The sequence below is a fragment of the Humibacter sp. genome, from assembly GCF_051954055.1.
Taxonomy (GTDB): Bacteria; Actinomycetota; Actinomycetes; order Actinomycetales; family Microbacteriaceae; genus Humibacter.
In genome coordinates this window covers 252,604-272,975 of record NZ_JBQCIE010000092.1, presented here as the reverse complement: position 1 = coordinate 272,975, position 20,372 = coordinate 252,604, and the positions used below count along the sequence as shown (strand labels likewise).

General features: G+C 68.7%; 19 protein-coding genes. 9 read left to right on the top strand and 10 right to left on the bottom strand.

What is annotated here, in order from left to right; genetic code table 11:
* Position 1: 1 nt before the first annotated feature.
* Together dapC and ACTHNC_RS11145 are read left to right on the top strand one after the other, a co-directional pair.
* Positions 2 to 1,108: a succinyldiaminopimelate transaminase gene (dapC, locus tag ACTHNC_RS11150; protein ID WP_440294664.1), complete on the top strand. Its 1,107-nt coding sequence runs from the start codon at positions 2 to 4 to the stop codon at positions 1,106 to 1,108.
* A 144-nt stretch (positions 1,109 to 1,252) separates the two neighbouring features.
* On the top strand, positions 1,253 to 2,563 hold the full coding sequence (locus ACTHNC_RS11145) for a citrate synthase (RefSeq protein ID WP_440294663.1): 1,311 nt from the start codon (positions 1,253 to 1,255) through the stop codon (positions 2,561 to 2,563).
* Positions 2,564 to 2,738: 175 nt separating this feature from the next.
* On the opposite strand, the gene ACTHNC_RS11140 is transcribed toward ACTHNC_RS11145, so the two are convergent.
* On the bottom strand, positions 2,739 to 5,339 hold the full coding sequence (locus ACTHNC_RS11140; protein ID WP_440294662.1) for a penicillin acylase family protein: 2,601 nt from the start codon (positions 5,337 to 5,339) through the stop codon (positions 2,739 to 2,741).
* A gap of 65 nt (positions 5,340 to 5,404) precedes the next feature.
* Positions 5,405 to 6,406: a 2,3,4,5-tetrahydropyridine-2,6-dicarboxylate N-succinyltransferase gene (gene dapD / locus ACTHNC_RS11135; protein WP_440294661.1), complete on the bottom strand. Its 1,002-nt coding sequence runs from the start codon at positions 6,404 to 6,406 to the stop codon at positions 5,405 to 5,407.
* Positions 6,407 to 6,423: 17 nt separating this feature from the next.
* Here dapD and dapE point away from each other — a divergent pair, with 17 nt between their 5' ends.
* The 3 genes from dapE to ACTHNC_RS11120 all read left to right on the top strand — a co-directional run bounded on the left by dapE (position 6,424) and on the right by ACTHNC_RS11120 (position 8,996).
* The gene (gene dapE / locus ACTHNC_RS11130) at positions 6,424 to 7,497 is read left to right on the top strand and encodes a succinyl-diaminopimelate desuccinylase (protein ID WP_440294660.1); all 1,074 of its coding nucleotides are present in this window, start codon (positions 6,424 to 6,426) and stop codon (positions 7,495 to 7,497) included.
* 10 nt (positions 7,498 to 7,507) lie between these two features.
* Positions 7,508 to 8,758 (top strand): hypothetical protein, encoded by a 1,251-nt coding sequence (locus ACTHNC_RS11125; RefSeq protein WP_440294659.1) that lies wholly within the window; start codon positions 7,508 to 7,510, stop codon positions 8,756 to 8,758.
* A 64-nt stretch (positions 8,759 to 8,822) separates the two neighbouring features.
* Positions 8,823 to 8,996, top strand: coding sequence for a DUF3117 domain-containing protein (locus tag ACTHNC_RS11120; protein WP_440294658.1), 174 nt, complete (start codon positions 8,823 to 8,825; stop codon positions 8,994 to 8,996).
* An 86-nt stretch (positions 8,997 to 9,082) separates the two neighbouring features.
* Here the strand turns inward: ACTHNC_RS11120 and ACTHNC_RS11115 are convergent, their stop codons facing one another.
* Entirely contained in the window at positions 9,083 to 9,715 is a 633-nt protein-coding gene (locus tag ACTHNC_RS11115; protein ID WP_440294657.1) for an O-methyltransferase, read from the bottom strand.
* Positions 9,716 to 9,799: 84 nt separating this feature from the next.
* Between ACTHNC_RS11115 and ACTHNC_RS11110 the strand changes: the two genes are divergently transcribed.
* Positions 9,800 to 10,180 carry a twin-arginine translocase TatA/TatE family subunit gene (locus ACTHNC_RS11110; protein WP_440294656.1) on the top strand — a complete coding sequence of 127 codons (381 nt, stop codon included), beginning with the start codon at positions 9,800 to 9,802 and terminating at the stop codon, positions 10,178 to 10,180.
* A gap of 18 nt (positions 10,181 to 10,198) precedes the next feature.
* Here the strand turns inward: ACTHNC_RS11110 and ACTHNC_RS11105 are convergent, their stop codons facing one another.
* The 3 genes from ACTHNC_RS11105 to ACTHNC_RS11095 are packed head-to-tail and all read right to left on the bottom strand — an operon-like array spanning position 10,199 to position 13,239.
* Complete coding sequence (locus ACTHNC_RS11105) at positions 10,199 to 11,350, bottom strand: P-loop NTPase (RefSeq protein WP_440294655.1); 1,152 nt, start codon at positions 11,348 to 11,350, stop codon at positions 10,199 to 10,201.
* Complete coding sequence (locus ACTHNC_RS11100; RefSeq protein WP_440294654.1) at positions 11,343 to 11,930, bottom strand: DUF1003 domain-containing protein; 588 nt, start codon at positions 11,928 to 11,930, stop codon at positions 11,343 to 11,345. The genes ACTHNC_RS11105 and ACTHNC_RS11100 overlap by 8 nt, the downstream gene beginning before the upstream one ends.
* On the bottom strand, positions 11,917 to 13,239 hold the full coding sequence (locus ACTHNC_RS11095) for a magnesium transporter MgtE N-terminal domain-containing protein (protein ID WP_440294653.1): 1,323 nt from the start codon (positions 13,237 to 13,239) through the stop codon (positions 11,917 to 11,919). Before ACTHNC_RS11095 ends, ACTHNC_RS11100 begins: the two co-directional genes overlap by 14 nt.
* A gap of 146 nt (positions 13,240 to 13,385) precedes the next feature.
* Here ACTHNC_RS11095 and ACTHNC_RS11090 point away from each other — a divergent pair, with 146 nt between their 5' ends.
* Complete coding sequence (locus ACTHNC_RS11090; protein ID WP_440294652.1) at positions 13,386 to 14,105, top strand: general stress protein; 720 nt, start codon at positions 13,386 to 13,388, stop codon at positions 14,103 to 14,105.
* 9 nt (positions 14,106 to 14,114) lie between these two features.
* Here the strand turns inward: ACTHNC_RS11090 and ACTHNC_RS11085 are convergent, their stop codons facing one another.
* Positions 14,115 to 15,662 carry an aminopeptidase P family protein gene (locus ACTHNC_RS11085; protein WP_440294651.1) on the bottom strand — a complete coding sequence of 516 codons (1,548 nt, stop codon included), beginning with the start codon at positions 15,660 to 15,662 and terminating at the stop codon, positions 14,115 to 14,117.
* Positions 15,663 to 15,776: 114 nt separating this feature from the next.
* Here ACTHNC_RS11085 and ACTHNC_RS11080 point away from each other — a divergent pair, with 114 nt between their 5' ends.
* Entirely contained in the window at positions 15,777 to 16,715 is a 939-nt protein-coding gene (locus tag ACTHNC_RS11080) for a PHP domain-containing protein (RefSeq protein WP_440294650.1), read from the top strand.
* Positions 16,716 to 16,765: 50 nt separating this feature from the next.
* On the opposite strand, the gene ACTHNC_RS11075 is transcribed toward ACTHNC_RS11080, so the two are convergent.
* The gene (locus ACTHNC_RS11075) at positions 16,766 to 18,220 is read right to left on the bottom strand and encodes a DEAD/DEAH box helicase (RefSeq protein WP_440294649.1); all 1,455 of its coding nucleotides are present in this window, start codon (positions 18,218 to 18,220) and stop codon (positions 16,766 to 16,768) included.
* 270 nt (positions 18,221 to 18,490) lie between these two features.
* Here ACTHNC_RS11075 and ACTHNC_RS11070 point away from each other — a divergent pair, with 270 nt between their 5' ends.
* Positions 18,491 to 19,207, top strand: coding sequence for a ferritin-like fold-containing protein (locus ACTHNC_RS11070; RefSeq protein WP_440294648.1), 717 nt, complete (start codon positions 18,491 to 18,493; stop codon positions 19,205 to 19,207).
* A gap of 6 nt (positions 19,208 to 19,213) precedes the next feature.
* Here the strand turns inward: ACTHNC_RS11070 and ACTHNC_RS11065 are convergent, their stop codons facing one another.
* Entirely contained in the window at positions 19,214 to 20,050 is an 837-nt protein-coding gene (locus tag ACTHNC_RS11065; RefSeq protein ID WP_440294647.1) for a tyrosine-protein phosphatase, read from the bottom strand.
* Position 20,051: 1 nt separating this feature from the next.
* The gene (locus ACTHNC_RS11060) at positions 20,052 to 20,363 is read right to left on the bottom strand and encodes a hypothetical protein (RefSeq protein WP_440294646.1); all 312 of its coding nucleotides are present in this window, start codon (positions 20,361 to 20,363) and stop codon (positions 20,052 to 20,054) included.
* Positions 20,364 to 20,372 lie beyond the last annotated feature (9 nt).

The window sequence follows — 20,372 nt, the reverse complement described above, 5'->3', positions numbered from 1 at the left end:
CGTGACCCGCCCCGAGCTGCCCGACTATCCCTGGGACCTGGTGGCGCCGTACGCGCAGCGCGCCCGCAGGCATCCGGACGGCATCGTCGACCTCTCGATCGGCTCGCCGGTCGATCCGACCCCCGAACCCGTTCGCCGGGCGCTCGCCGAGGCGACGGATGCCCACGCCTACCCGCAGACGGCCGGTACCCCCGAACTGCGCGACGCCATCGTCTCGTGGTTCCTGCGGCGCAGGGGAGTGCCGGGTCTCACCGCTGCCAACGTGCTGCCGACGATCGGGTCGAAGGAACTCGTCGCTCTCCTGCCCGTGCTGCTCGGACTGGGGCCTGGCGACGTCGTCGTGCACCCGCGGGCTGCATACCCGACGTACGCGATCGGGGCGGCGATCGTGCAGGCGACGGCAGTGGCATCCGACGATCCCGCCGAGTGGCCGGAGGGCACGCGGCTGGTCTGGTTGAACTCGCCGGGCAATCCCGATGGCCGCGTGCTCGACGAGGAATTCCTGAGCGCAGCCGTAGCGCGGGCACGGGAGCTGGGCGCGGTGATCGCGAACGACGAGTGCTACGCCGAACTCGGCTGGGACGGCCGGTGGGCAACGGAGCCGGTGCCGAGCATCCTGGATCCGCGCGTGGTGGCCGACGACCTCTCTGGTGTGCTGTCGGTGTACTCGCTGAGCAAGCAGTCGAACATGGCCGGATACCGGGCGGCGTTCGTGGCGGGCGACCCGGCACTGATGGCCAAGCTTCTCACGGTGCGCAAGCACGCAGGGCTGATGCTTCCGGCACCGCTGCAGAGCGCCATGGTCGTGGCACTCGGCGACGACGAGGCCGTGCGCGAGCAGGTCGAGCGCTATCGGCGTCGTCGCGACGTGCTCAAGCCGGCGCTGCAGGCATCCGGGTTCCGCATCGACCACAGCGAGGCGGGGCTCTACCTCTGGGCGACGGCGGGAGAGGATGCCTGGACCACCATGGGCAGGCTCGCCGACGTGGGCGTACTGGCCGGTCCCGGCGTCTTCTACGGCGACCACTTCCCGCAGCACGTGCGATTCTCGCTCACCGCGACCGACGAGCGGATCGACGCAGCCGCCGAGCGGCTCGCGGCGCTCTGAGTCCTGTCGAGCGAGGCATCCGATCGCCGATTTTGCGGTTTCACTGCACCGAAGCGGGCCGTCGTTGGCGGGTACGACAGTGGACCACCTTTGCCCGTAGGCTGTACTGGCACGAACTTTGGCGGTGCTTGTGAGGAGGCTCGAGTGAACGCAGGTGGTCACGACGGAGGGGACGGCGATACGCGAGCCACTCTGACGTACCCAGGCGGTACAGCCGAGTTCCCCATCCTGCCCAGTGTGGACGGCGCCTCGAGCATCGACATCTCGACGCTCACGAAGCAGACCGGCCTCACCTCTCTCGACTACGGCTTCGTGAACACGGCTGCCACCCGCTCGGAGATCACGTTCATCGACGGCGACGCCGGCATCCTCCGCTACCGCGGGTATCCGATCGAGCAGCTCGCCGCGAACTCCACTTTCCTCGAGGTGGCGTGGCTGCTCATCCACGGCGAGCTTCCGACCGAGGACGAACTCGGCGACTTCGACGAGCGCATCCGCCGTCACACCCTGCTGCACGAAGATCTGCGCAGCTTCTTCGGAGCACTGCCGCATGACGCGCATCCGATGTCCGTGCTCTCCAGTGCGGTCTCAGCGCTCGGCACGTTCTACCAGGACTCGCTGAGCATCAGCGACCCGGAGGCGGTCGAGCTCTCCACCATCCGGCTGCTCGCCAAGCTGCCCGTCATCGCGGCGTACGCGCACAAGAAGAGCCTCGGCCAGGCGTTCCTCTACCCGGACAACTCGCTGAGCTTCGTCGACAACTTCCTGCGCCTGAACTTCGGCACTCTGGCGGAGCCGTACGAGGTCAACCCGACGGTGTCGAAGGCGCTGGAGCGGCTGCTCATCCTGCACGCGGATCACGAGCAGAACGCGTCCACCTCGACGGTGCGTCTCGTGGGGTCGACGCAGGCGAACTTGTTCGCCTCGATCTCGGCCGGCATCAACGCGCTCTACGGGCCGCTGCACGGCGGCGCCAACGAGGCGGTGCTCGACATGCTGGCGAAGATCCGTGACTCGGGCGAGAGCGTGCACCGCTACGTCGAGCGGGTGAAGAACAAGGAAGACGGCGTTCGCCTGATGGGCTTCGGCCACCGGGTGTACAAGAACTACGACCCGCGCGCCAAGCTCGTCAAGGAGAGCGCGGATGCCGTGCTGCAAGACCTCGGCGTGCACGACCCGCTGCTCGACATCGCCAAGGAGCTCGAGCAGATCGCCCTCGACGACGAGTACTTCAGCCAGCGCAAGCTCTACCCGAACGTGGACTTCTACACCGGGGTGATCTACAAGGCGATGGGCTTCCCGACACGGATGTTCACCGTGCTGTTCGCGATCGGTCGTCTTCCCGGATGGATCGCGCACTGGCGCGAGCTGAACGCGGACCCCGCGACGAAGATCGGTCGCCCGCAGCAGCTCTACGTGGGCGAGCCGGAGCGGGACTACCCCTCCGAGCGCTGAGCCCTCGGCGCCACCCCTCAACTGGGGCATCCGCAGGATCTTGCGCTCTTGTGCCCAAGGCTCTCTGCACAAGGCTCTTGTGCCCAAGAACCTTGTGTCCAGTTCAGGACAGGAAACGTTTTCTGCCGCTCTGGCGGCCGTGTGGGGCTGCTGCGGCCTGAACTGCGCGCATGGACTACGAGCCCGGGGTCAGCGTCAGGGTGTCCTGCGTCGACTTCGCGACGGCGCCCGGGCTGAACGCCCATCGGCGGGTCTGGTTGTGCTGCCACAGCGGTGTCTGGTCCACGTAGTGCGGGTTGAACGCGTGGCCCGAATCCCCGGTGAGGTTGATCCAGGTGGAGCGGTCGAAGTCGCTCAGGTCGATCACCTGGCGCATCGAGGGAACCCAGTTCACCTGGTAGCCCTGCGAGGCATCCCAGCCGACGGCATCCACCACCGATGACGCGCCGCCCAGCTTGTACGGCCCCCGGTTGAACAGCCACTCGATGGGCGCGATGCCCGACTCGCCGAAGCTCTGGTTGGTGACTTCGAGCGTGTGGATGTCGCCCCATTTCCAATCGGACATCTCCGGCCCCATGAGCTTCACCGCCTCGTGGTACGCCTGATCGGCCGCGTATGCGAACATCTCGTCGCGGTCGTTCACCCCTAGTCCCTCGTCGGCCCACCACGAGGAGTCCTTGTCGGTCGCGAGCGTGTCGACGACCTGGAACCAGCGGTCGCCGCCGACCGGCGCTGCCGCGGCCGGCAGCTTGCGGGCGAACGCGTCGTGCAGGAGGTTGCGCCAGAAGATGTTGAAGTAGGCCGCTGCGGCGCTGTCTTCGTCGTCGCGGTAGTTCCAGTGGTCGAGCAGGTCGACGGCGCGTCGGGTTCCCTCGTCGAGCTGCACGCGCTTCAGGATGGGCACCAGCGCGGCCGCGTTGGGGTCGTAGGTGTCCGCGTCGATCTTGGACAGGTCGGCCGTGGTGATCTTCTTGCCTGAGCCGATCAGCTTCTCGAGGTCGGCCGTGATGCGGTCGGCGCGGTAGCCGGCGTCCCAGTCCTTCGTGAGGTTCACCGGGAAGTCGGGGCCGACGGCGGCGTTGTTCGCCGTGACGATGAACCCCTTGGGCGGGTTGTACACGCTGGGGAGCTGCTCGAACGGGATGTAGCCGCTCCAGCCGTACGCGCTCGACCAGCCGGGCGTGATGGTCGTGCCGTCGCCCTGCTTGCGGATCGGGATCATCCCAGGCGCCTGGTAGCCGATGTTCCCCTCGGTGTCGGCGTAGAGCAGGTTCTGCGCCGGCACGTCGAACTGCCGGGCGGCGTCGCGGAAGCCCTGCCAGTCGGTGGCCCTGTCGAGGGTGAAGATCGACTCGGCCGTCGTGCCCGGCGTGAGCGCCGTCCATTCCAGCGACAGCGCGTACTTGCCGCCTGGAGTGTCGCCTGACGGCTTCTCGTGGCTCTTCACGATCGTGTCGTAGTCGCCTCCCGACACGATCGGACCGTGGACCGTCGATCGCACCGTGATGGTCACCGGCTTGCCGCCTGCGACCTTGATGGTCTCCTTGCGCGTGGTGAACGGCAGCACCTGGCCGTCGTACTCGTAGCCCTTGCCGCTCAGCTTCTCCAGGTAGAGGTCGGTGACATCGGGGCCGAGATTGGTGAACCCCCACGCGATGTGGCCGTTGTGTCCGATCACGACCCCCGGAAGCCCTGAGAAGCTGAAGCCCGCGACGTCGAACGGGCAGGATTCGCTCACGCGAGTGCAGTGCAGCCCGACCTGGTACCAGATGCTCGGCGCGGCCGGGCCGAGGTGCGGGTCGTTCGAGAGGAGCGGTTTGCCGGTCGCGGTGTGGGCTCCCGCCACGACCCAGGAGTTGGATCCGATGTCATCGCTGTTGATCCCGAGCAGGGCTGGAACGTCGGCGGCGGATGCCTGCACCCTCGACGCGAGTGTCGCGATGTCGTGCGCCGCGGCGTCGGCGCTCGTGCCCGACCCGGATGATCCGGAGCCCAGCAGCGCGGCCGTCGACGCCGCGGAGGTCGTCGGGTCGACGCGCGTGGCATCCCCACCACCGGCATCCGTGATGGTCGGATGCGACGAGTACGGATACTCCGGATGCAGCTGTGCGATCTGGTCGGGGGAGAGCTTCGTGGCCAGCAGCGCGCGGTCGAGCTCGTCTTCGAGGTTGGAGCGCAGATCCCACGCCATGGCCTTGAGCCATGAGACGGAGTCGACCGGCGTCCACTTCTCCGGCGTGTAGCCGGGCGTCTGCAGTCCCAACACCGCGTACTCGAGCGAGATGTCTGCGCCCTTGTGGTCCTTCAGATAGGCGTTCACGCCGTCCGCATACGCCTGGTAGTAGGAGAGCGAGGTGGGATCGAGGTTCTTCACCTCCTGCTCCGCTACGCGCCGCCAGCCGAGCGTGCGGATGAACTCGTCCGTGCCGATCTGGCTCTTGCCGAAGAGTTCGCTGAGGCGCCCTGCTGTGACGTGCCGGCGGAAGTCCATCTCCCAGAACCGGTCCTGAGCGTGCACGTAGCCCTCTGCAAGGAACAGGTCGTGCGTGTTGGATGCCGTGATCTGCGGGATGCCCGCATCGTCGCGTCGCACCTCGACCCGAGCCTTCAGGCCCGGGATCGAGAGGCTGCCGGTGGTCTGCGGGAACGAGCGGGTGACGGTCCAGAAACCGAGCACGCCGACGACGACGGCCAGCGTCACGACGATGGCGAGCAGTATGCCCAGAAACCGCCAGATCGGATGCCTTCGGGTCAGGCGCGGCGCATCGGTGCCCACATCACTCCTTCGTGTTGCTCCAGCGGCCATGCTATCGGGGGCGGGAGCGAGGGCCGGAGTAAGCCCTAGGCGTGCAGCGTCGCGTTGAGACGGATGCCCTCACCGCGACGCTGCAGCACCTCCACAGCCCCTGTCAGCGAGTTGCGGCGGAACAGCAGGTTCGGCACCCCGGAGAGCTCGACGGCCTTGACCGTCTGCTGGCGGCCAGACGCATCCGGAGCGGATCCCACCACCACGACCTTCGTGCCCGCGGTGACGTAGAGGCCGGCCTCGACGACGCAGTCGTCGCCGATCAAGATGCCGATGCCGCTGTTGGCGCCGAGCAGCGAGCGCTCACCGATGGAGACGCGCTCGGTTCCGCCCCCGGAGAGCGTACCCATGATCGAGGCGCCACCCCCGATGTCGGATCCGTCACCGACGACGACGCCCTGCGAGACGCGTCCCTCGATCATCGAGGTGCCGAGCGTGCCCGCGTTGTAGTTGACGAAGCCCTCGTGCATCACGGTGGTGCCGGGGGAGAGGTGCGCGCCAAGGCGCACGCGCGAGGCATCCGCGATCCGCACCCTCTCGGGCACGACGTAATCGAGGAGCCTCGGGAACTTGTCGATGCCGCTCGCCTGGATGCCCGCCCGTTGCAGCGACGGACGCAGACGCGCGTAGTCGTCCGGGTGCATCGGGCCCGCGTTCGTCCAGGCCACGATCGGCAGGTGCGCGAAGAGGCCGTCCAGCACGATCGCGTTGGGGGCGACCAGGAGGTGGGAAAGCAGGTGAAGCCGGAGGTAGGCATCCGGTGTGCTGCCGATCGGCGCGTTCAAGTCGATCTCGACGGCGCGGGCGTCCACGCGCACGTTGCGGCGCGCATCCTCGCCCGTCGCCGCCTCGAGCTCGGCCGGAACGATCCACGGCTCGCGGCCGGCAGGCAGGCGGCCGAGCTGCGGCTTCGGGTACCAGGTGTCCAGAACGGTGCCATCGCCGGCGACCGTGACCAAGCCGTATCCCCAGGCGTGAGTCGCCTCGGGAGCTGAGGCGTCGGCGGGCATGGCGGCTTCGGTGGAGGCGGCGGGCATGGCTCTAGATTAGTGGGGTGCCTCTGGACCTCACGGCCGGCCCGGTCGACCTCACCCGCGCCATCTGCGACATCGAATCCGTCTCCGGGAACGAGAAGCAACTGGCGGACGCCATCGAGCACGCCGTGCGGGCGCTCGGCCACCTCGAGGTGACCCGCGTCGGCAACAATGTGGTCGCCCGCACGCACCTGGGCCGCGAGAAGCGCGTCGCCATCGCCGGCCACATCGACACGGTTCCCGTGAACGACAACCTGCCCACCCGGTTCGAGACGCTCGTCGGCGTGGACTACCTGTGGGGGCGCGGCACGGTCGACATGAAGGCGGGCGTCGCCGTGCAGCTGTCGCTCGCGCCGCAGCTCGTCGACCCGCGCTACGACATCACCTGGCTCTGGTACGACAATGAGGAGGTCTCCTCCGACCTGAACGGGCTCCGGCGGCTCTCGGCCGAGCGTCCCGATCTGCTCGAGGCGGACTTCGCGATCCTCGGCGAGCCCAGCGGCGGTGAGGTCGAGGGCGGCTGCAACGGGACGCTCCGCGTCGACGTGCGCACGACAGGGCTGCGCGCGCACGCGGCCAGACCCTGGGTCGGCGACAACGCGATCCACAAGGCGGCGCCGATCCTGGAGACCCTCGCCCGCTACACGCCGCGGGAGGTCCGCGTGGACGGGCTGGTGTACCGCGAGGCACTGAACGCCGTGCTGATCAGCGGGGGAGTGGCGACGAATGTCATTCCCGACGAGTGCGTCGTGCACGTGAACTACCGGTTCGCGCCCAGCAGGTCGGGCGAGGAGGCCGTGCAGATCGTGCGGGACCTGTTCGGTGAGCACCATGTCACGGTCGTCGACCTCGCCGAGGGCGCCCGGCCTGGCCTCGATACGCCGTTCGCCCAGGAGTTCCTCTCCGCGGTGGGGGCGACCGCCAGGCCGAAGTACGGCTGGACGGACGTCGCACGGTTCGCCGCGCTGGGCATCCCGGCCGTCAACTACGGCCCTGGCGACCCGTTGAAGGCGCACGCGGACGACGAGCGTGTCGCGCTGTCGGAGATCGTCGCCTGCGAGCAAGGCCTGCGCCGCTGGCTCACGGCGCAGTGATGACAACGCGGTGACGGACACCGACATCGGCTACCGGGCGACGAGACGAACCGTGCTGCCTGCTAGCCTCCGTCTGCGCTATCGCCTCACCCCGTGGTGGGTGAAGGTCATCGTGGTGTACCTGCTGGCGCGGCTGGCGAGCACCGTGATGCTTGTCGTGCTGGCCAGCGTGCAGGGCGCCAACCCGTGGACGGGCGCGCATCCCGGGTACTTCGACTACGCGTCCATCTGGGACGGCCGCTGGTACGACATCGTCGCGGAGGCCGGGTACCCGAAGTCTCTTCCGATCGGCGCGGACGGCACCGTGCAGCAGAACGCGTGGGCGTTCCTGCCCGCGTACCCGTTCCTGGTGCGCGCGGTGATGACCGTCACTTTCCTGCCCTGGTCGCCCGCCGCGGTGCTCGTCTCGTTCGGCTTCGGGCTCGGCGCGGCCCTCGTGTTCTACCGGCTGATGGCCCTGCGTCTGCCGGGATCGACGAGTCTGTTCGCGACCGTGATCTTCTGCGCCGGTCCCACCTCGCCGCTCTTCCAGCTCGCGTACGCCGAGTCGATGTACCTGTTCTTCCTCATGCTCGCGCTGTACCTGCTGCTGAAGCGCAGGTACTGGTGGATGCTCGCACCCGTGCTCGTGATGGCCTTCACCCGACCGAGCGGGCTCGCCTTCGCTCTCGCGATGGGCCTCCACGTGGTGTACCGCTGGGTGGTGCGGCGGCGCGACGAATTCCCGGTGCGCGAGCGGGTGGCATCCATCGTCGTGATGCTCGTCGCCGGGGTGTCGGGGATCGCGTGGCCAGCCATTGCCGGCCTCGTCACCGGCGTTCCGGATGCCTACACCGCGACCGAGCTGTCGTGGCGCGCGGACTACATCGGGCACGTGCACCTGGTGCCGTTCGCGCCGTGGATTCAGGCGGCGGACTGGTGGTTCGGCCTGTTCCTGCAGACCTCGCCGTGGCTGGGCTACATCACGCTCGTGACCGTCCTTGCCCTGTTCGGCATCTGGATGTTCGCCCCCTCGGTGCGCAGGCTCGGCGTCGACCTCCGCTTCTGGTCGGTGGCGTACGCGCTGTACCTGCTCGCCGTGTTCTTTCCGCAGTCCAGCACGTTCCGGCTCCTCGCGCCGATGTCGCCGCTGGCCGGCGCGATCGCCCAGCCGAAGAGCAGAACGTACCGCGTCGTGATCGTCGTTCTCTGCCTCGCACTGCAGTGGGGATGGCTGCTCGTGTGCTGGGGCGTCGACGGTCTCGACTGGTCTCCGCCGTGACGCGATTTCCCAGCAGATCATCAGATGTCGGATAATGGAGAGACATCCACGAAAGGGGAGCTACATGGCGGCCATGAAGCCGAGAACCGGAGACGGACCCATGGAGGCTGTGAAGGAGGGGCGCCTCATCATCGTGCGCGTCCCCCTTGAAGGTGGAGGCCGGCTCGTCGTCTCGGTCAATGACGCCGAGGCTCAGGAGCTTCACGACGTGCTCGGCGCGGTCATCTCGGGCAGCTGACGCTACGCGTAACAAAGCACCACACGAACGAGAGCGGATGCCGCAGGGCATCCGCTCTCGTTCGTCTTACGGCGTTCGGCGCCGGCTCAGTCGCCGAGCTTGGTGAGCTGCAACAAGCCGTCGCCTACCGTGCTCAGCGCGCTGACGACCGCGGGTGACGCGGCGATCTCGGTGACGAGGGTACGGAACCCGGTCGTCACCTCGTCCCGCTGAGCGGGATCGGCGACCCGGCCCTTCCACAGGGCGTGCGCCACCAGAACGGTGCCACCAGGACGCGCCAGCCGCAGGGCGTGCTCGACGTACTCGATGGCGCCTGCGGGATCCGCGTCGACGAAAACGATGTCGTACGCGTTCTCGTTCATCCGCGGAAGCACGTCGCGGGCACGACCCGTGATCAGCCGAACGCGCGCTGGTTGGATGCCCGCCTCGGTGAAGTTGGACCTCGCGCTGTGCAGGTGATCGGGCTCGACGTCGATCGAGGTGAGCGTCGCCGAGGATCCGCCCCGCAGCAGCCAGAGGCCGGAGACGCCGACACCGGTGCCCACCTCGAGGATGCTGGTGGCCTTGGACGCCGCGGCGATGACGGCGGACTGCGCACCGATAGCCGGTGCGACGGGTTCGATGCCGAGTTCGAGGGACTGCGCCCTCGCCGCCTGAATCGACTCCGGTTCGGCGACGATGTCGTTCGCGAACTTCCAGCTCTGATCGTGATGAGACACGCAGGCTCCTTCCTCGGCCTCAAGACTACGGCCACTGCGGCCAGGAGCCCCGCTGCTCGCCCCGTGGTGCATAACGAGATGCTGATGACGCAGCCGGTGTGCAGCCGCTCGGGTTACTCTTTACGGGTGTTCGGTTTGACCATGGAGAAACTGGTGATCATCGCGGTGATCGCCGTGTTTCTCATCGGGCCCAACCGGTTGCCGAAATACGCCGCCATGCTCGGGCAGTGGGCGCGCAATCTGAGAAACATGGCCACCAACGCGACCGAGAAGATGCGCGAGGAACTGGGGCCGGAATTCGACGACGTCGACTGGCGAAAACTCGATCCCAGGCAGTACGACCCGCGCCGCATCATCCGTGATGCCCTGCTCGAGGATGAGCCGGCGCCCACGCTGAGCAGGCCGCCCAAATCCACTCGACTGGATGACGGAGCGCTGCCTCCGTACGACAGCGAAGCCACCTGACGATGGCGGTCCCGCGCGTCAGCGCGGGCGCGGGTTCAGCGAACGGCCGGCCAGGCCGCGTGGACGCGCCGCGATGCGATCCGCGACGGAGGAGATCGCGACGGCTGCGGGGTCTGCGGGGTCGGCGACCACGATCGGCTCCCCGGCGTCGCCACCCTGTCGGAGCGCGACGCTGAGCGGAACGGATGCCAGCAGCGGCACATCGTGCTCGGTCGCCTCGGACAGCCGGGCGGCCGCCTCGGCCCCGCCCCCGGAGCCGAACAGTTCGAGCACCGTGCCGTCGGGTTGAGGGAGTCCCGCCATGTTCTCGATCACGCCGAACACGTTCTGGCCCGTCTGCTTCGCCACGACGCCGCTGCGGACGGCGACATCGGCCGCGGCCGGTTGCGGTGTCGTCACGACGATCACGTCAGCGCCCGGCAGAAGCTGCCCGACCGAGATCGCGACGTCGCCGGTGCCCGGCGGCAGGTCGAGCAGCAGCATGTCGAGGTCGCCGAAGTACACGTCGGTGAGGAACTGCGAGATCGTGCGGTGCAGCATCGGTCCGCGCCACGCCACGGCGGTCGAGGCGCCCTGCCCGCGCGCCGGGTCAAGGAACATGCCGATCGAGATGGTCTTCACGCCGAACGCCACGGGCGGCAGGATCATGTCGTCCACCCGGGTCGGCTGCTGCGTGATTCCGTCGTGCACGAGTCCGAGGATGCCCGGTATCGAGAATCCGTACACGTCGGCATCCACGACTCCCACGCGAAGCCCGCGCTGAGCCAGTGCGACCGCGAGGTTGGCCGTGACGGTCGATTTGCCGACGCCGCCCTTGCCGCTCGTCACCGCGTACACCCGGGTCAGCGAGTCCGGCGTGAACGGGTTGGTGCGGCCGCGTGCCCCGCGCAGCCGCTCGGTGAGCGCCGCGCGTTCGGCGGGAGTCATGACGGAGATCGTCAGATCGACCGAGGCCACGCCCGGGGCCGCGGCGACCGCCTCGCGGACGTCCCGTTCGATCGTGTCGGCGGCGGGGCATCCGACGATGGTCAGCTTGATGCCGACGGATGCCCGCCCCGCGGCATCCACGGACACCGCGTCGACCATGCCCAGCTCGGTGATCGGCCGCCGGATCTCCGGATCGATGACGCGCGCGAGCGCGGAACGCACGCCGTCGGCAGGGTCAGCCACGTGCCGGCTCGTCGCGTGCCGCGCGACGGGGCACAGGAACGCCGGCGGCCTCGCCCGCCGGCTCCGCCTGCTCGCCCCGCTCGTCGCGGTCGCGTTCGAGCTCCTCCAGCAGGGCGCGCAGCTCGGCACGGATGAAGTCCTTCGACGCCATGTCCTTCACCGCGAGCCGCAGGGCGACCACCTCACGCGCCAGGTACTCCGTGTCCGCGAGGTTGCGCTCCGCGCGCTGCCTGTCCTGCTCGATCTGCACCCGGTCGCGGTCATCCTGCCGGTTCTGCGCCAACAGGATGAGCGGCGCTGCGTATGACGCCTGCAGAGAGAGCATCAGGGTCAGCAGCGTGAAGTTCGTCGCCGCCGGATCGAACTGCCACGGCCGTGGCATGGCGATGTTCCAGACCAGCCACACCGTGACGAAGATGGTCATGCCGATCAGGAAGGCGGAGGTGCCCATCGCCCGCGCGAACGCTTCGGAGAATCGGCCGAAGGTGTCTCGCCCGCCGCCCCCGCCCAGGCGCAGCATGGGAGATCGCAGGCCCTTCGGGGCGTCCAGTCGTGCTACGGCCTTGTCAGCGCGTGCCATTGCTCACCCTCTTTCCCGTGCTGTTACGTGGGCGGACGTTCGCCGCCGAACGCTGCCCGGAGGGCAGCTCGTCGTCTTCGTCGTGACTTCGCCAGTCGTCGGGCAACAGGAAGTCGAGGATGTCGTCAATGGTCACCACCCCGACGAGTCGGTAGTTGTCGTCGACGACGGGCACCGAGACCAGGTTGTAACTGGCCAGGATGCGCGAGACCTCGGCCGCCGAGGTGTTCGCGGTGACCGGTTCCAGGGTCTGGTCGATGATAGTGCCGAGCCGCTCGTGCGGCGGGTAGCGGAGCATCCGCTGGAAGTGCACGAGGCCGAGGAAACGGCCGGTCGGCGGCTCATACGGCGGCAGCGTGATGCAGACGGCGGCGCCGAGCGCGGGGGCGAGCTCCTGCTTGCGGATGAGCGCGAGCCCCTCGGCGACGGTGGCGTCGGCGGAGAGGATGATCGGCTCGGTCGTCATGAGACCGCCCGCGGTGTCCGGCTCGTAGCTGAGCAGCATGCGAACGTCGTCGGCCTCTTCTGGCTCCATCAGCCCGAGCAAGTGCTCGCCGCGCTCACTCGGCAGCAGTCCGACGAGGTCGGCCGCGTCGTCCGGCTGCATCTGGTCGAGCACGTCGGCGGCCCGGTTGTCGTCGAGGCTGGAAAGGATCTCCAACTGATCGCTCTCCGGCATCTCCTCGAGAACGTCGGCGAGACGGTCATCGGGCAGTTCGCCAGCCACCTCGAGTCGGCGCTGCTCGGGGAGGTCGAGGAGCGTGTTCGCCAGGTCGGCGGGCTTCAGCTCGGAGTAGGTGGCGATCAGCTGCTCGGCGGACTGCGGCTCGCCCTTGGCCGGACGCTCACGCACGTCGCCCCAGGTGACGAAAGCGGTAGCACCCTTCGCAAACGGCGACGCGCTCGTCTTCGGGCGGCGGACGAAGAGCTGCGAGATCGACCACTCCGCGGGCGCCGACTGCTCAATCGCGACGTCCTCGATGGTGGCCGGTCCGGAGCCGTCGCGGAAGTCGACGGTGCGGCCGAGGATCTCCGCGATAACCCGCACCTCACCGCCACGTTGCTCGAAACGGCGCACGTTGATGAGCCCGGTCGTGATGATCTGGCCGGCGCCGATACTGGTCACACGGCCGATGGAGACGAACACGCGACGTTTACCGGGGATCTCGACAACGAGTCCCACGACGCGCGGCGGATCGCTCTTGCGATAGACCACGAGCACGTCGCGTACCTTGCCCACGCGGTCACCCGCTGGGTCGAAGACCGTGCACCCGGCCAACCGGGCCACGAAGACGCGTGCTGCACTCACATGTAAACCTTACGGGCGATTGAGGGTCGGTGGCGCGAGCTCGCTCGCGGCTCCGAGCCGATTGAGTCTTTGAGTGGCGAAGCCGCGATAGGCCTAGCTCGCTGAGCCAACTGAGCGCCGCAAGGGGAGCATGAAACAATGGCCGCATGAGCAGCCAGGGCCCGTTGGGCGGGCGTCAGCGTGGGGTGCAGCCGACGGTGCCGCGAGGCGAGGTGGTCGCGACGTTCGAGACGTACCCGGAGGCGCAGGGCGCGGTGGACGTTCTGGCGAGGTCGGATTTCCCGGTCGCACAGGTGTCCATCGTGGGCAGCGACCTCAAGACGGTCGAGCGGGTCACCGGCAAGCTCACCTGGGGTCGGGTGGCCGCAGCGGGTGCGGCGTCCGGTGTGTGGCTGGGGATCTTCCTCGGTCTGCTGCTGCTCATCTTCAGCCCGGCCACGAGCTTCGGCGTGCTGCTGGCGGCGCTTCTGCTGGGTGCCGGGTTCGGCATCCTTTTCGGCCTCGTCTCCTTCGCGATCACGCGTCGTCGCCGCGACTACACGTCGCTGACACAGGTGCTGGCCACGAGCTACTCGATCATCGTCGATCCCGAGCTGGCGAATCGGGCACGGAACCTCCTCGGTCCTGGAGGCGTCGGCAGCGGATCCGCTCCGGTCGGCCACGGTGCCGGGCCGGCCTTCGCGCCCCCTGGCGAGCATCCGTCGGATCCGCCGCCCGCTGCGCCTCCCGTCGGCCGGGACCACGGCGAAGACTCGGGCGACGACTCGTTGCAGGACGGCGCGCCGCCGCGGTACGGCGAGCGCACCGGAGAGCCGCCGCGGTACGGCGAGCGAGCGGGCGAGCCGCCGCGGGACGAGCAGCGCTGACGGTAAGGCCTAGCGCAGTCGCGCGATCCAGGCCTCGACGTCGTCGGCCGTGCGCGGGATGGCGATCGAGAGGTTCTCGGCTCCGGTCTCGGTGACCAGGATGTCGTCTTCGATGCGCACGCCGATGCCGCGGAACTCCTCGGGAACGGTGAGGTCGTCCGGCTGGAAGTACAGCCCCGGTTCGATCGTGAACGTCATGCCGGCGCGCACCTCGCCGTCGATGTAGAAGTCGCGGCGGGCCTGAGCGCAGTCGTGCACGTCCAGCCCGAGGTGATGGCTCGTGCCGTGCACCATGTAGCGGCGGTGCTGCTGCTGGTCGGCCTGCAGCGCCTCCTCGGCGGAGACGGGGAGCATGCCCCACTCGGCGACGCGTCGGGCGATCACCTCCATGGCGATGGCGTGCACCTCGCGGAAACGGATGCCCGGGCGCACGATCGCGTACGCGGCATCCGCTGCCTCGCGCACCGCCTCGTACACCAGTCGCTGCGTCGGCGTGAACATGCCGCTCACCGGGAGGGTGCGCGTGATGTCGGCCGTGAACAGGCTGTCGACCTCGACGCCCGCGTCGATGAGCACCAGGTCGCCCGGGCGCACCGGCCCGTTGTTGCGCGTCCAGTGCAGGATGCACGCGTGGGGCCCTGATGCAGCGATCGTGTCGTAGCCGACCGCGTTGCCGTCCAGGCGCGCCCTCGCGTTGAACACGCCCTCGATGATGCGCTCGCCGCGATCGTGCTCGGCGACGCGGGGGAGTTCACGCACGATGTCGTCGAAACCGGAGGCCGTGGCCGCGACGGCCGCGCGCAGTTCGGCGACCTCCCAGTCGTTCTTCGTGAGCCGCAGCTCCGAAAGATCGCGCGCGAGCTCGGCGTCCGTGTCTTCGGCCGTCGCGTCGGCGTTGTGGTCGTCCAGCTGCACGAGGCGGAGGCTGTCGATCTCGGCCGTGAGCTCGGGATCCGCCTCGCGGACGACGAGCGTCGACTCGTCGAGCGTGTCGAGCACCTGGCGGAGCTCGGAGATGTGCCGGGTCGGCAGTGCGAGATCGCCGGCGACCTGCGTGAGCGACGGACGCGGACCGATCCAGAACTCGCCGATCTCGGGGTTGGCGTAGAACTCGTCTGAGTCGCGTCCCGCGCGCTCCCGGAAGAACAGCGTCGCCTCGTGCCCGTTCCCCGTCGGCTCGAGCACGAGGACGCTGCCGGGCTCGGCATCCGAACCCCAGCCGGTCAGCTGTGTGAACGCGGAGTGCGCACGGAACGGGTAGTCGGTGTCGTTCGAGCGCTGCTTCAGGCGCCCGGCCGGAACGATGAGCCGCTGCCCGGGATGCCTGTCCGAGATCGCCTGCCGATGCGCGGCGGCGGAGGCCACGGCATCCCGAGGCTCCGGAACCGTCTCGTCACGATCCGCCCACCCAGAGCCGATGTACTCGGCGAACGCCGAGGACGCCGGCGTGGTCGAGCGATTCTGCGTGGCGCGCGGCTTCGGGGCATCCGTGGCTGAGGATGCCGGCGCTCCGGTGGTCGCAGCGGCTTCGGTCGAGGAGGTGGCGGTGTCGGACATGCGTCCATTCTCTCGCGTGCGACCGAGCGCGCTCGGCCCTCTGCATTCGGGCGCTCGACATGACGGATGCCCGCACCTGCGGGGTGAGCGGCGCCGTCGCAATACGATGGTGGGATGGCCGACGACCCACGGGATTTCCGGGCCCCGATCGATCTGCACACGCACTCCAGCGTCTCCGACGGCACCGAGTCGCCCGACGAGCTGGTGCGGGCGGCGGCCGGCGCAGGTCTTGGCACCGTGGCACTCACCGACCACGACTCGACCGCGGGATGGGCGGATGCCGCGGAGGCGGCATCCGATGTCGGCATCACCTTCATTCCCGGCATGGAGCTCTCCACCAGATACGGGTGGAAGAGCGTGCACATGCTCGCGTATCTCTTCGACCCGGCCGACGAGCCGCTGACGGCGGAGCTGGAGCGGATCAGGGAGGGACGTCGGAGCCGCGCGGAGACGATGGTCGCGCGTTTAGGCCTCGACTACGACCTGAGTTGGGACGATGTCGTCGCCCACACCGCACCGGGTGCGACAGTCGGTCGCCCGCACATCGCGGATGCGCTCGTCTCCAGGGGTGTCGTGCCCGACCGGTCCGCAGCCTTCGCGACCCTGCTTCACCCGCGCGGCGGCTACTACGAGCCGATCTACGCGCCGACGCCGCTCGACGGCGTGCGGCTGATCCGTGGTGCAGGCGGCGTTCCGGTGCTTGCGCATCCCGCGACCAGGGGTCGCGACGGCATCATTCAGGACTTCTACCTGCAGCGGCTCATCGACGCCGGGCTCGCCGGCCTCGAACTGGACCACCGGGAGAACACCGACGACGGCAAAGTGGCGCTGCGCGACCTCGCCGACCGCTACGGGCTCGTGCTCACCGGCTCGAGCGACTACCACGGTGCGGGCAAACCCAACCGCCTGGGGGAGTACACGACCTCGCCCGAGGCGCTGGAGCGCATCCTCGCCGAGTCCGCGTACCTGGCGCGCGCGCTGGAGCTAGGAGCGGAGGCCATTTCTGGCCTCCGCCGCGACGCCAGCGCCGACCGCCGTCTCGGCGGTCGGTAACGCACGTCCCGCTACGCGGCGGGGGCGCCGCCGGCCGAACGCACGTCCCGCTACGCGGCGGGGGCGCCGCCGGCCGGACGACGCCGACGGCGACGACGGCGCTGAGCGCTGTTCCCGTCGTGGTGCTGGTGACCCTGGCCGTCGTGCGTGCCGGTGGCGACCTTCTCGGCGCTCGCCGGGGCATCCGCCGCGACAGCCGTCTGGGCGCCTGATCCGCTCTTCGTGCGGCGGCGACTGCGGGACCGGGCTCCTGACCCGGATGCCTGACCTTCGCCGCTCGCTTCGGCGTGTGCACGAGCGCGCTCGCCCTTCAGCGCAGGCGTGGGCTTGAGGCGGCCCTTGGCGCCCTCAGGGATTCCGAGATCGCTGTACAGGTGCGGGGACGACGAGTACGTCTCGGTAGGTTCCGGCTGTCCGAACTCGAGAGCGCGGTTGATGAGCGCCCACTTGTGCAGGTCATCCCAGTCGACGAAGGTGACGGCCGTTCCCTCCTTGCCGGCGCGGCCGGTGCGGCCGACGCGGTGCAGGTACGCCTTCTCGTCCTCCGGGATCGTGTGATTGATCACGTGGGTGACGTCGATGACGTCGATGCCCCGGGCGGCGACATCCGTCGCGATCAGCACGTCGCGCTTGCCCGCGCGGAACGCGTTCATGGCGCGCTCACGCTGCTCCTGGCTGAGGTCGCCGTGCACGGCGGCCGCGTTGAACCCACGGTCATTGAGCTCCTCGACGAGCTTCGCCGCCGCACGCTTCGTGCGCGTGAAGATCACCGTCTTGCCGCGACCCTCTGCCTGCAGGATGCGCGCGATCACCTCGTCTTTGTCGAGCGCGTGCGCTCGGTAGATGACGTGCTTGATGTTCGCCTGCGTCAGCCCCTCGTCGGGGTCGGACGCCCTGATGTGGATCGGACGAGTCATGAACCGGCGCGCCAGCGCCACGATCGGCGCCGGCATGGTCGCCGAGAACAGCATGGTGTGCCGGGTGGCGGGAGTGAGGGAGAAGAGCTTCTCGACGTCGGGCAGGAAGCCGAGGTCGAGCATCCGGTCCGCTTCGTCGAGCACCATCTCGCGAACGCGCGAGAGGTCGAGGAGGCGCTGCCCGGCGAGGTCGAGCAGGCGGCCGGGCGTACCGACCACGATCTGCGCACCAGCCTTGATCTGCTCGATCTGGCCTTCGTATGCCTTGCCGCCGTAGATCGACGCGATCGTTGTCGAGCGCCCCGACGTTGCCAGCTCGAGGTCTTCGGCCACCTGGATGGCGAGCTCTCGAGTCGGCGCCACGATGAGCGCCTGCACGCCGGGAGCGGGGTCGGGTCCGAGTCGCTGGATGAGCGGGAGCCCGAAGCCGAAGGTCTTACCGGTGCCGGTCTTGGCCTGGCCGATGATGTCCTGGCCGGAGAGCGCCAGCGGAATGGTCTGCTGCTGAATGGGGAACGGTTCGGTGATGCCCTGTGCGGCGAGTGCCTGCACCATGTCGGCATCGATGTTCAGATCGGAAAACGTCATGTGTTGTCTGCCTGTCGAAGGTGATGAGGCGGATCGAGGCCGATCCGCGTGGCCGCGCCCGCACGGGTCGTCACGTCTTCAAAGGGCACGGTGGCCGTCGATCCTGCGCCGGCGGCCCGATCAGTCTACCGGCGACTGAGCTGAGAGCAGAGCGAGCTCGCTCGCTCTGCCGAAGCGATGGAGCCGGTCGAGCGCGAAGCGCGACTACCGGCGACTGAGGGGTCGATGGAGCAGGAATGTGAGCACCCTCGCCCCCTACACTTGGGTTTCGTGACACCCTGGTTCGCGCGCAGGACGGCGCCCGTCGATGCGCCGAAGCTCAAGCCGCGACGCGAACAGGTCGCGGGCATGCGAGTGGACCTGCACGAGATCGCGCCCGACCTGCTGCCATACCTGGGCCAGGTCGCCTACCTGCAGTTACAGGCGTTCGAGACGCTCTCCGGTGTCGTGCAGAAGGTGCCGTCGCTGACGAGCAAGGAGACCATCTCGCTGGCGGCCGGCGCTGCGCTCAGCAAGCATCAGTCGGTGGTCGCCGAGATCCGCAGGCACGAGGCCGAGCCGGCGGACGTGATGGCGCCGTTCGCCCTCGCGATCGACGGGTTCCAGGCGATCACGATCGGCCGCGACTGGCAGGAGACGCTGCTCGCCGTGTACGTGACCGACGGTCTGCTCAGCGACTTCTTCATGCGCCTGGCCCAGGGGCTTCCCGGCGACGTCGGACCGCGCGCGGCGAGCCTGCTCGGCGCGCAGAGCAGCACGGAGCAGCTGGCGGGCATCCTCGAACTGGAGATCCAGGCGGACGCCACGCTGGGCTCCCGACTGGCCATGTGGGGCAGGAGGCTCGTCGGCGACACGCTGCTCGTCGCCCGCTCCGCGCTGAAGCTGTCGGGCAATCAGCGCTCGGATGAGGAGCGCATCGATCCGGTGTTCACCGAGATCATCGGCGCCCACACGCGCCGCATGGACGCTCTGGGGCTCACAGCCTGACGGCCCTCAAACCATCAGACGGTCGCGCAGTCGCTGCTGCACGTCATGCCCGAGGCCGAGCCCATCGGTGAAGTAGCCCTGGATGGTGCCGTACTTCTCGTGCATCTCATCCAACGCGGCCTGCAGGTATTCCGATTCGACACGCAGGATGGGCCGCAGCAGATCGGGTTTGCCGCCGCGTTCGGAGAACGAGTCGAGCAAGGGCTTCAAGGCGTGGCGCAGGTACTTGTTGCTGAGCAGGTAGTCGTGGAAGACCGCCTCCTCCGGCACGCCGAGCAGGAGCAGGAGCGCCGCGGTGGCCCAGCCGGTGCGATCCTTTCCGGTCGTGCAGTGGTAGAGCGCGGGCAGGTTCGACTCTCGCGACAGTTCGAGGAACAGCGTGCGGTACGACGACCGCGCGCTCGGCAGCGAGACCAGGCCGCGGTAGATCTCCTCGAAGATCGCGGGGATGTCGGTCTTCGCGAGAAGGTGGCTCGCCTCGTCGGGATGCGCGAACACTTCGGGGATGCGCGCCGCTGCAGACCCCGGTGAGTCCGCGAGCACGTCGAGGTCGACCTCTGAGGCACCGGAAGGAACCCGATCAGGGTCTTGCGTGCGCTCCGTTGTGGTCCGCAGGTCGAAGACCGTCTGCAGCTCGAGGTGTTCCAGGAGTTCGAGGTCGGATGCCGTTGCCCGGTCCAGAGCGGTCGATCGGAAGATCAGGCCGAGCCGAACCATCCTGCCGTCCTCGGTGCGGTACCCGCCGACGTCCCGGAGGTTCGGGATGCCTTCGGTGCGCAACTCGGCGCCGGGGACCGAGTCGGTGGCATCCTTCTCGTCTTGGGGCAGATGTGCCTCGCTCACGTCAGGCTCCCGCTGACGATACGCCCGATCTGGTCAGGCGGTGCAGGCGTCGTTCGTCGCCCTTGGTGCGCAGCGCACCCAGCAGCAGGTCGACGGCGACCGTGAGCACCGCGGTGGCGATGAGCGTGATCCACCAGATCCAGCCGCCATTCCACTTGAGGCCCACCCAGGTGAGTGCCACCCAGAGAGCGGCGGCGAAGCCCGCGCCGAACGCCGGCACGAGCACGCTGCCGTGTGCGTGCCGGTAGGGGAGGGCATAGCGGGCGATCAGGCCGATGATGGCGCCGCCCAGCGTGATGAACAGAAGCTCCATTGCGGGTAG

Excerpts from the sequence above, each read along its gene's own strand:
- ACTHNC_RS11080 (WP_440294650.1), top strand. The coding sequence starts at position 15,777 with ATGGCCGACGACCCACGGGATTTCCGGGCCCCGATCGATCTGCACACG.
- ACTHNC_RS11120 (WP_440294658.1), top strand. The coding sequence starts at position 8,823 with ATGGCGGCCATGAAGCCGAGAACCGGAGACGGACCCATGGAGGCTGTG.
- ACTHNC_RS11060 (WP_440294646.1), bottom strand. The coding sequence starts at position 20,363 with ATGGAGCTTCTGTTCATCACGCTGGGCGGCGCCATCATCGGCCTGATC.
- ACTHNC_RS11100 (WP_440294654.1), bottom strand. The coding sequence starts at position 11,930 with ATGGCACGCGCTGACAAGGCCGTAGCACGACTGGACGCCCCGAAGGGC.
- ACTHNC_RS11085 (WP_440294651.1), bottom strand. The coding sequence starts at position 15,662 with ATGTCCGACACCGCCACCTCCTCGACCGAAGCCGCTGCGACCACCGGA.
- ACTHNC_RS11075 (WP_440294649.1), bottom strand. The coding sequence starts at position 18,220 with ATGACGTTTTCCGATCTGAACATCGATGCCGACATGGTGCAGGCACTC.
- dapD (WP_440294661.1), bottom strand. The coding sequence starts at position 6,406 with ATGCCCGCCGCCTCCACCGAAGCCGCCATGCCCGCCGACGCCTCAGCT.
- ACTHNC_RS11090 (WP_440294652.1), top strand. The coding sequence starts at position 13,386 with ATGAGCAGCCAGGGCCCGTTGGGCGGGCGTCAGCGTGGGGTGCAGCCG.
- ACTHNC_RS11110 (WP_440294656.1), top strand. The coding sequence starts at position 9,800 with ATGACGCAGCCGGTGTGCAGCCGCTCGGGTTACTCTTTACGGGTGTTC.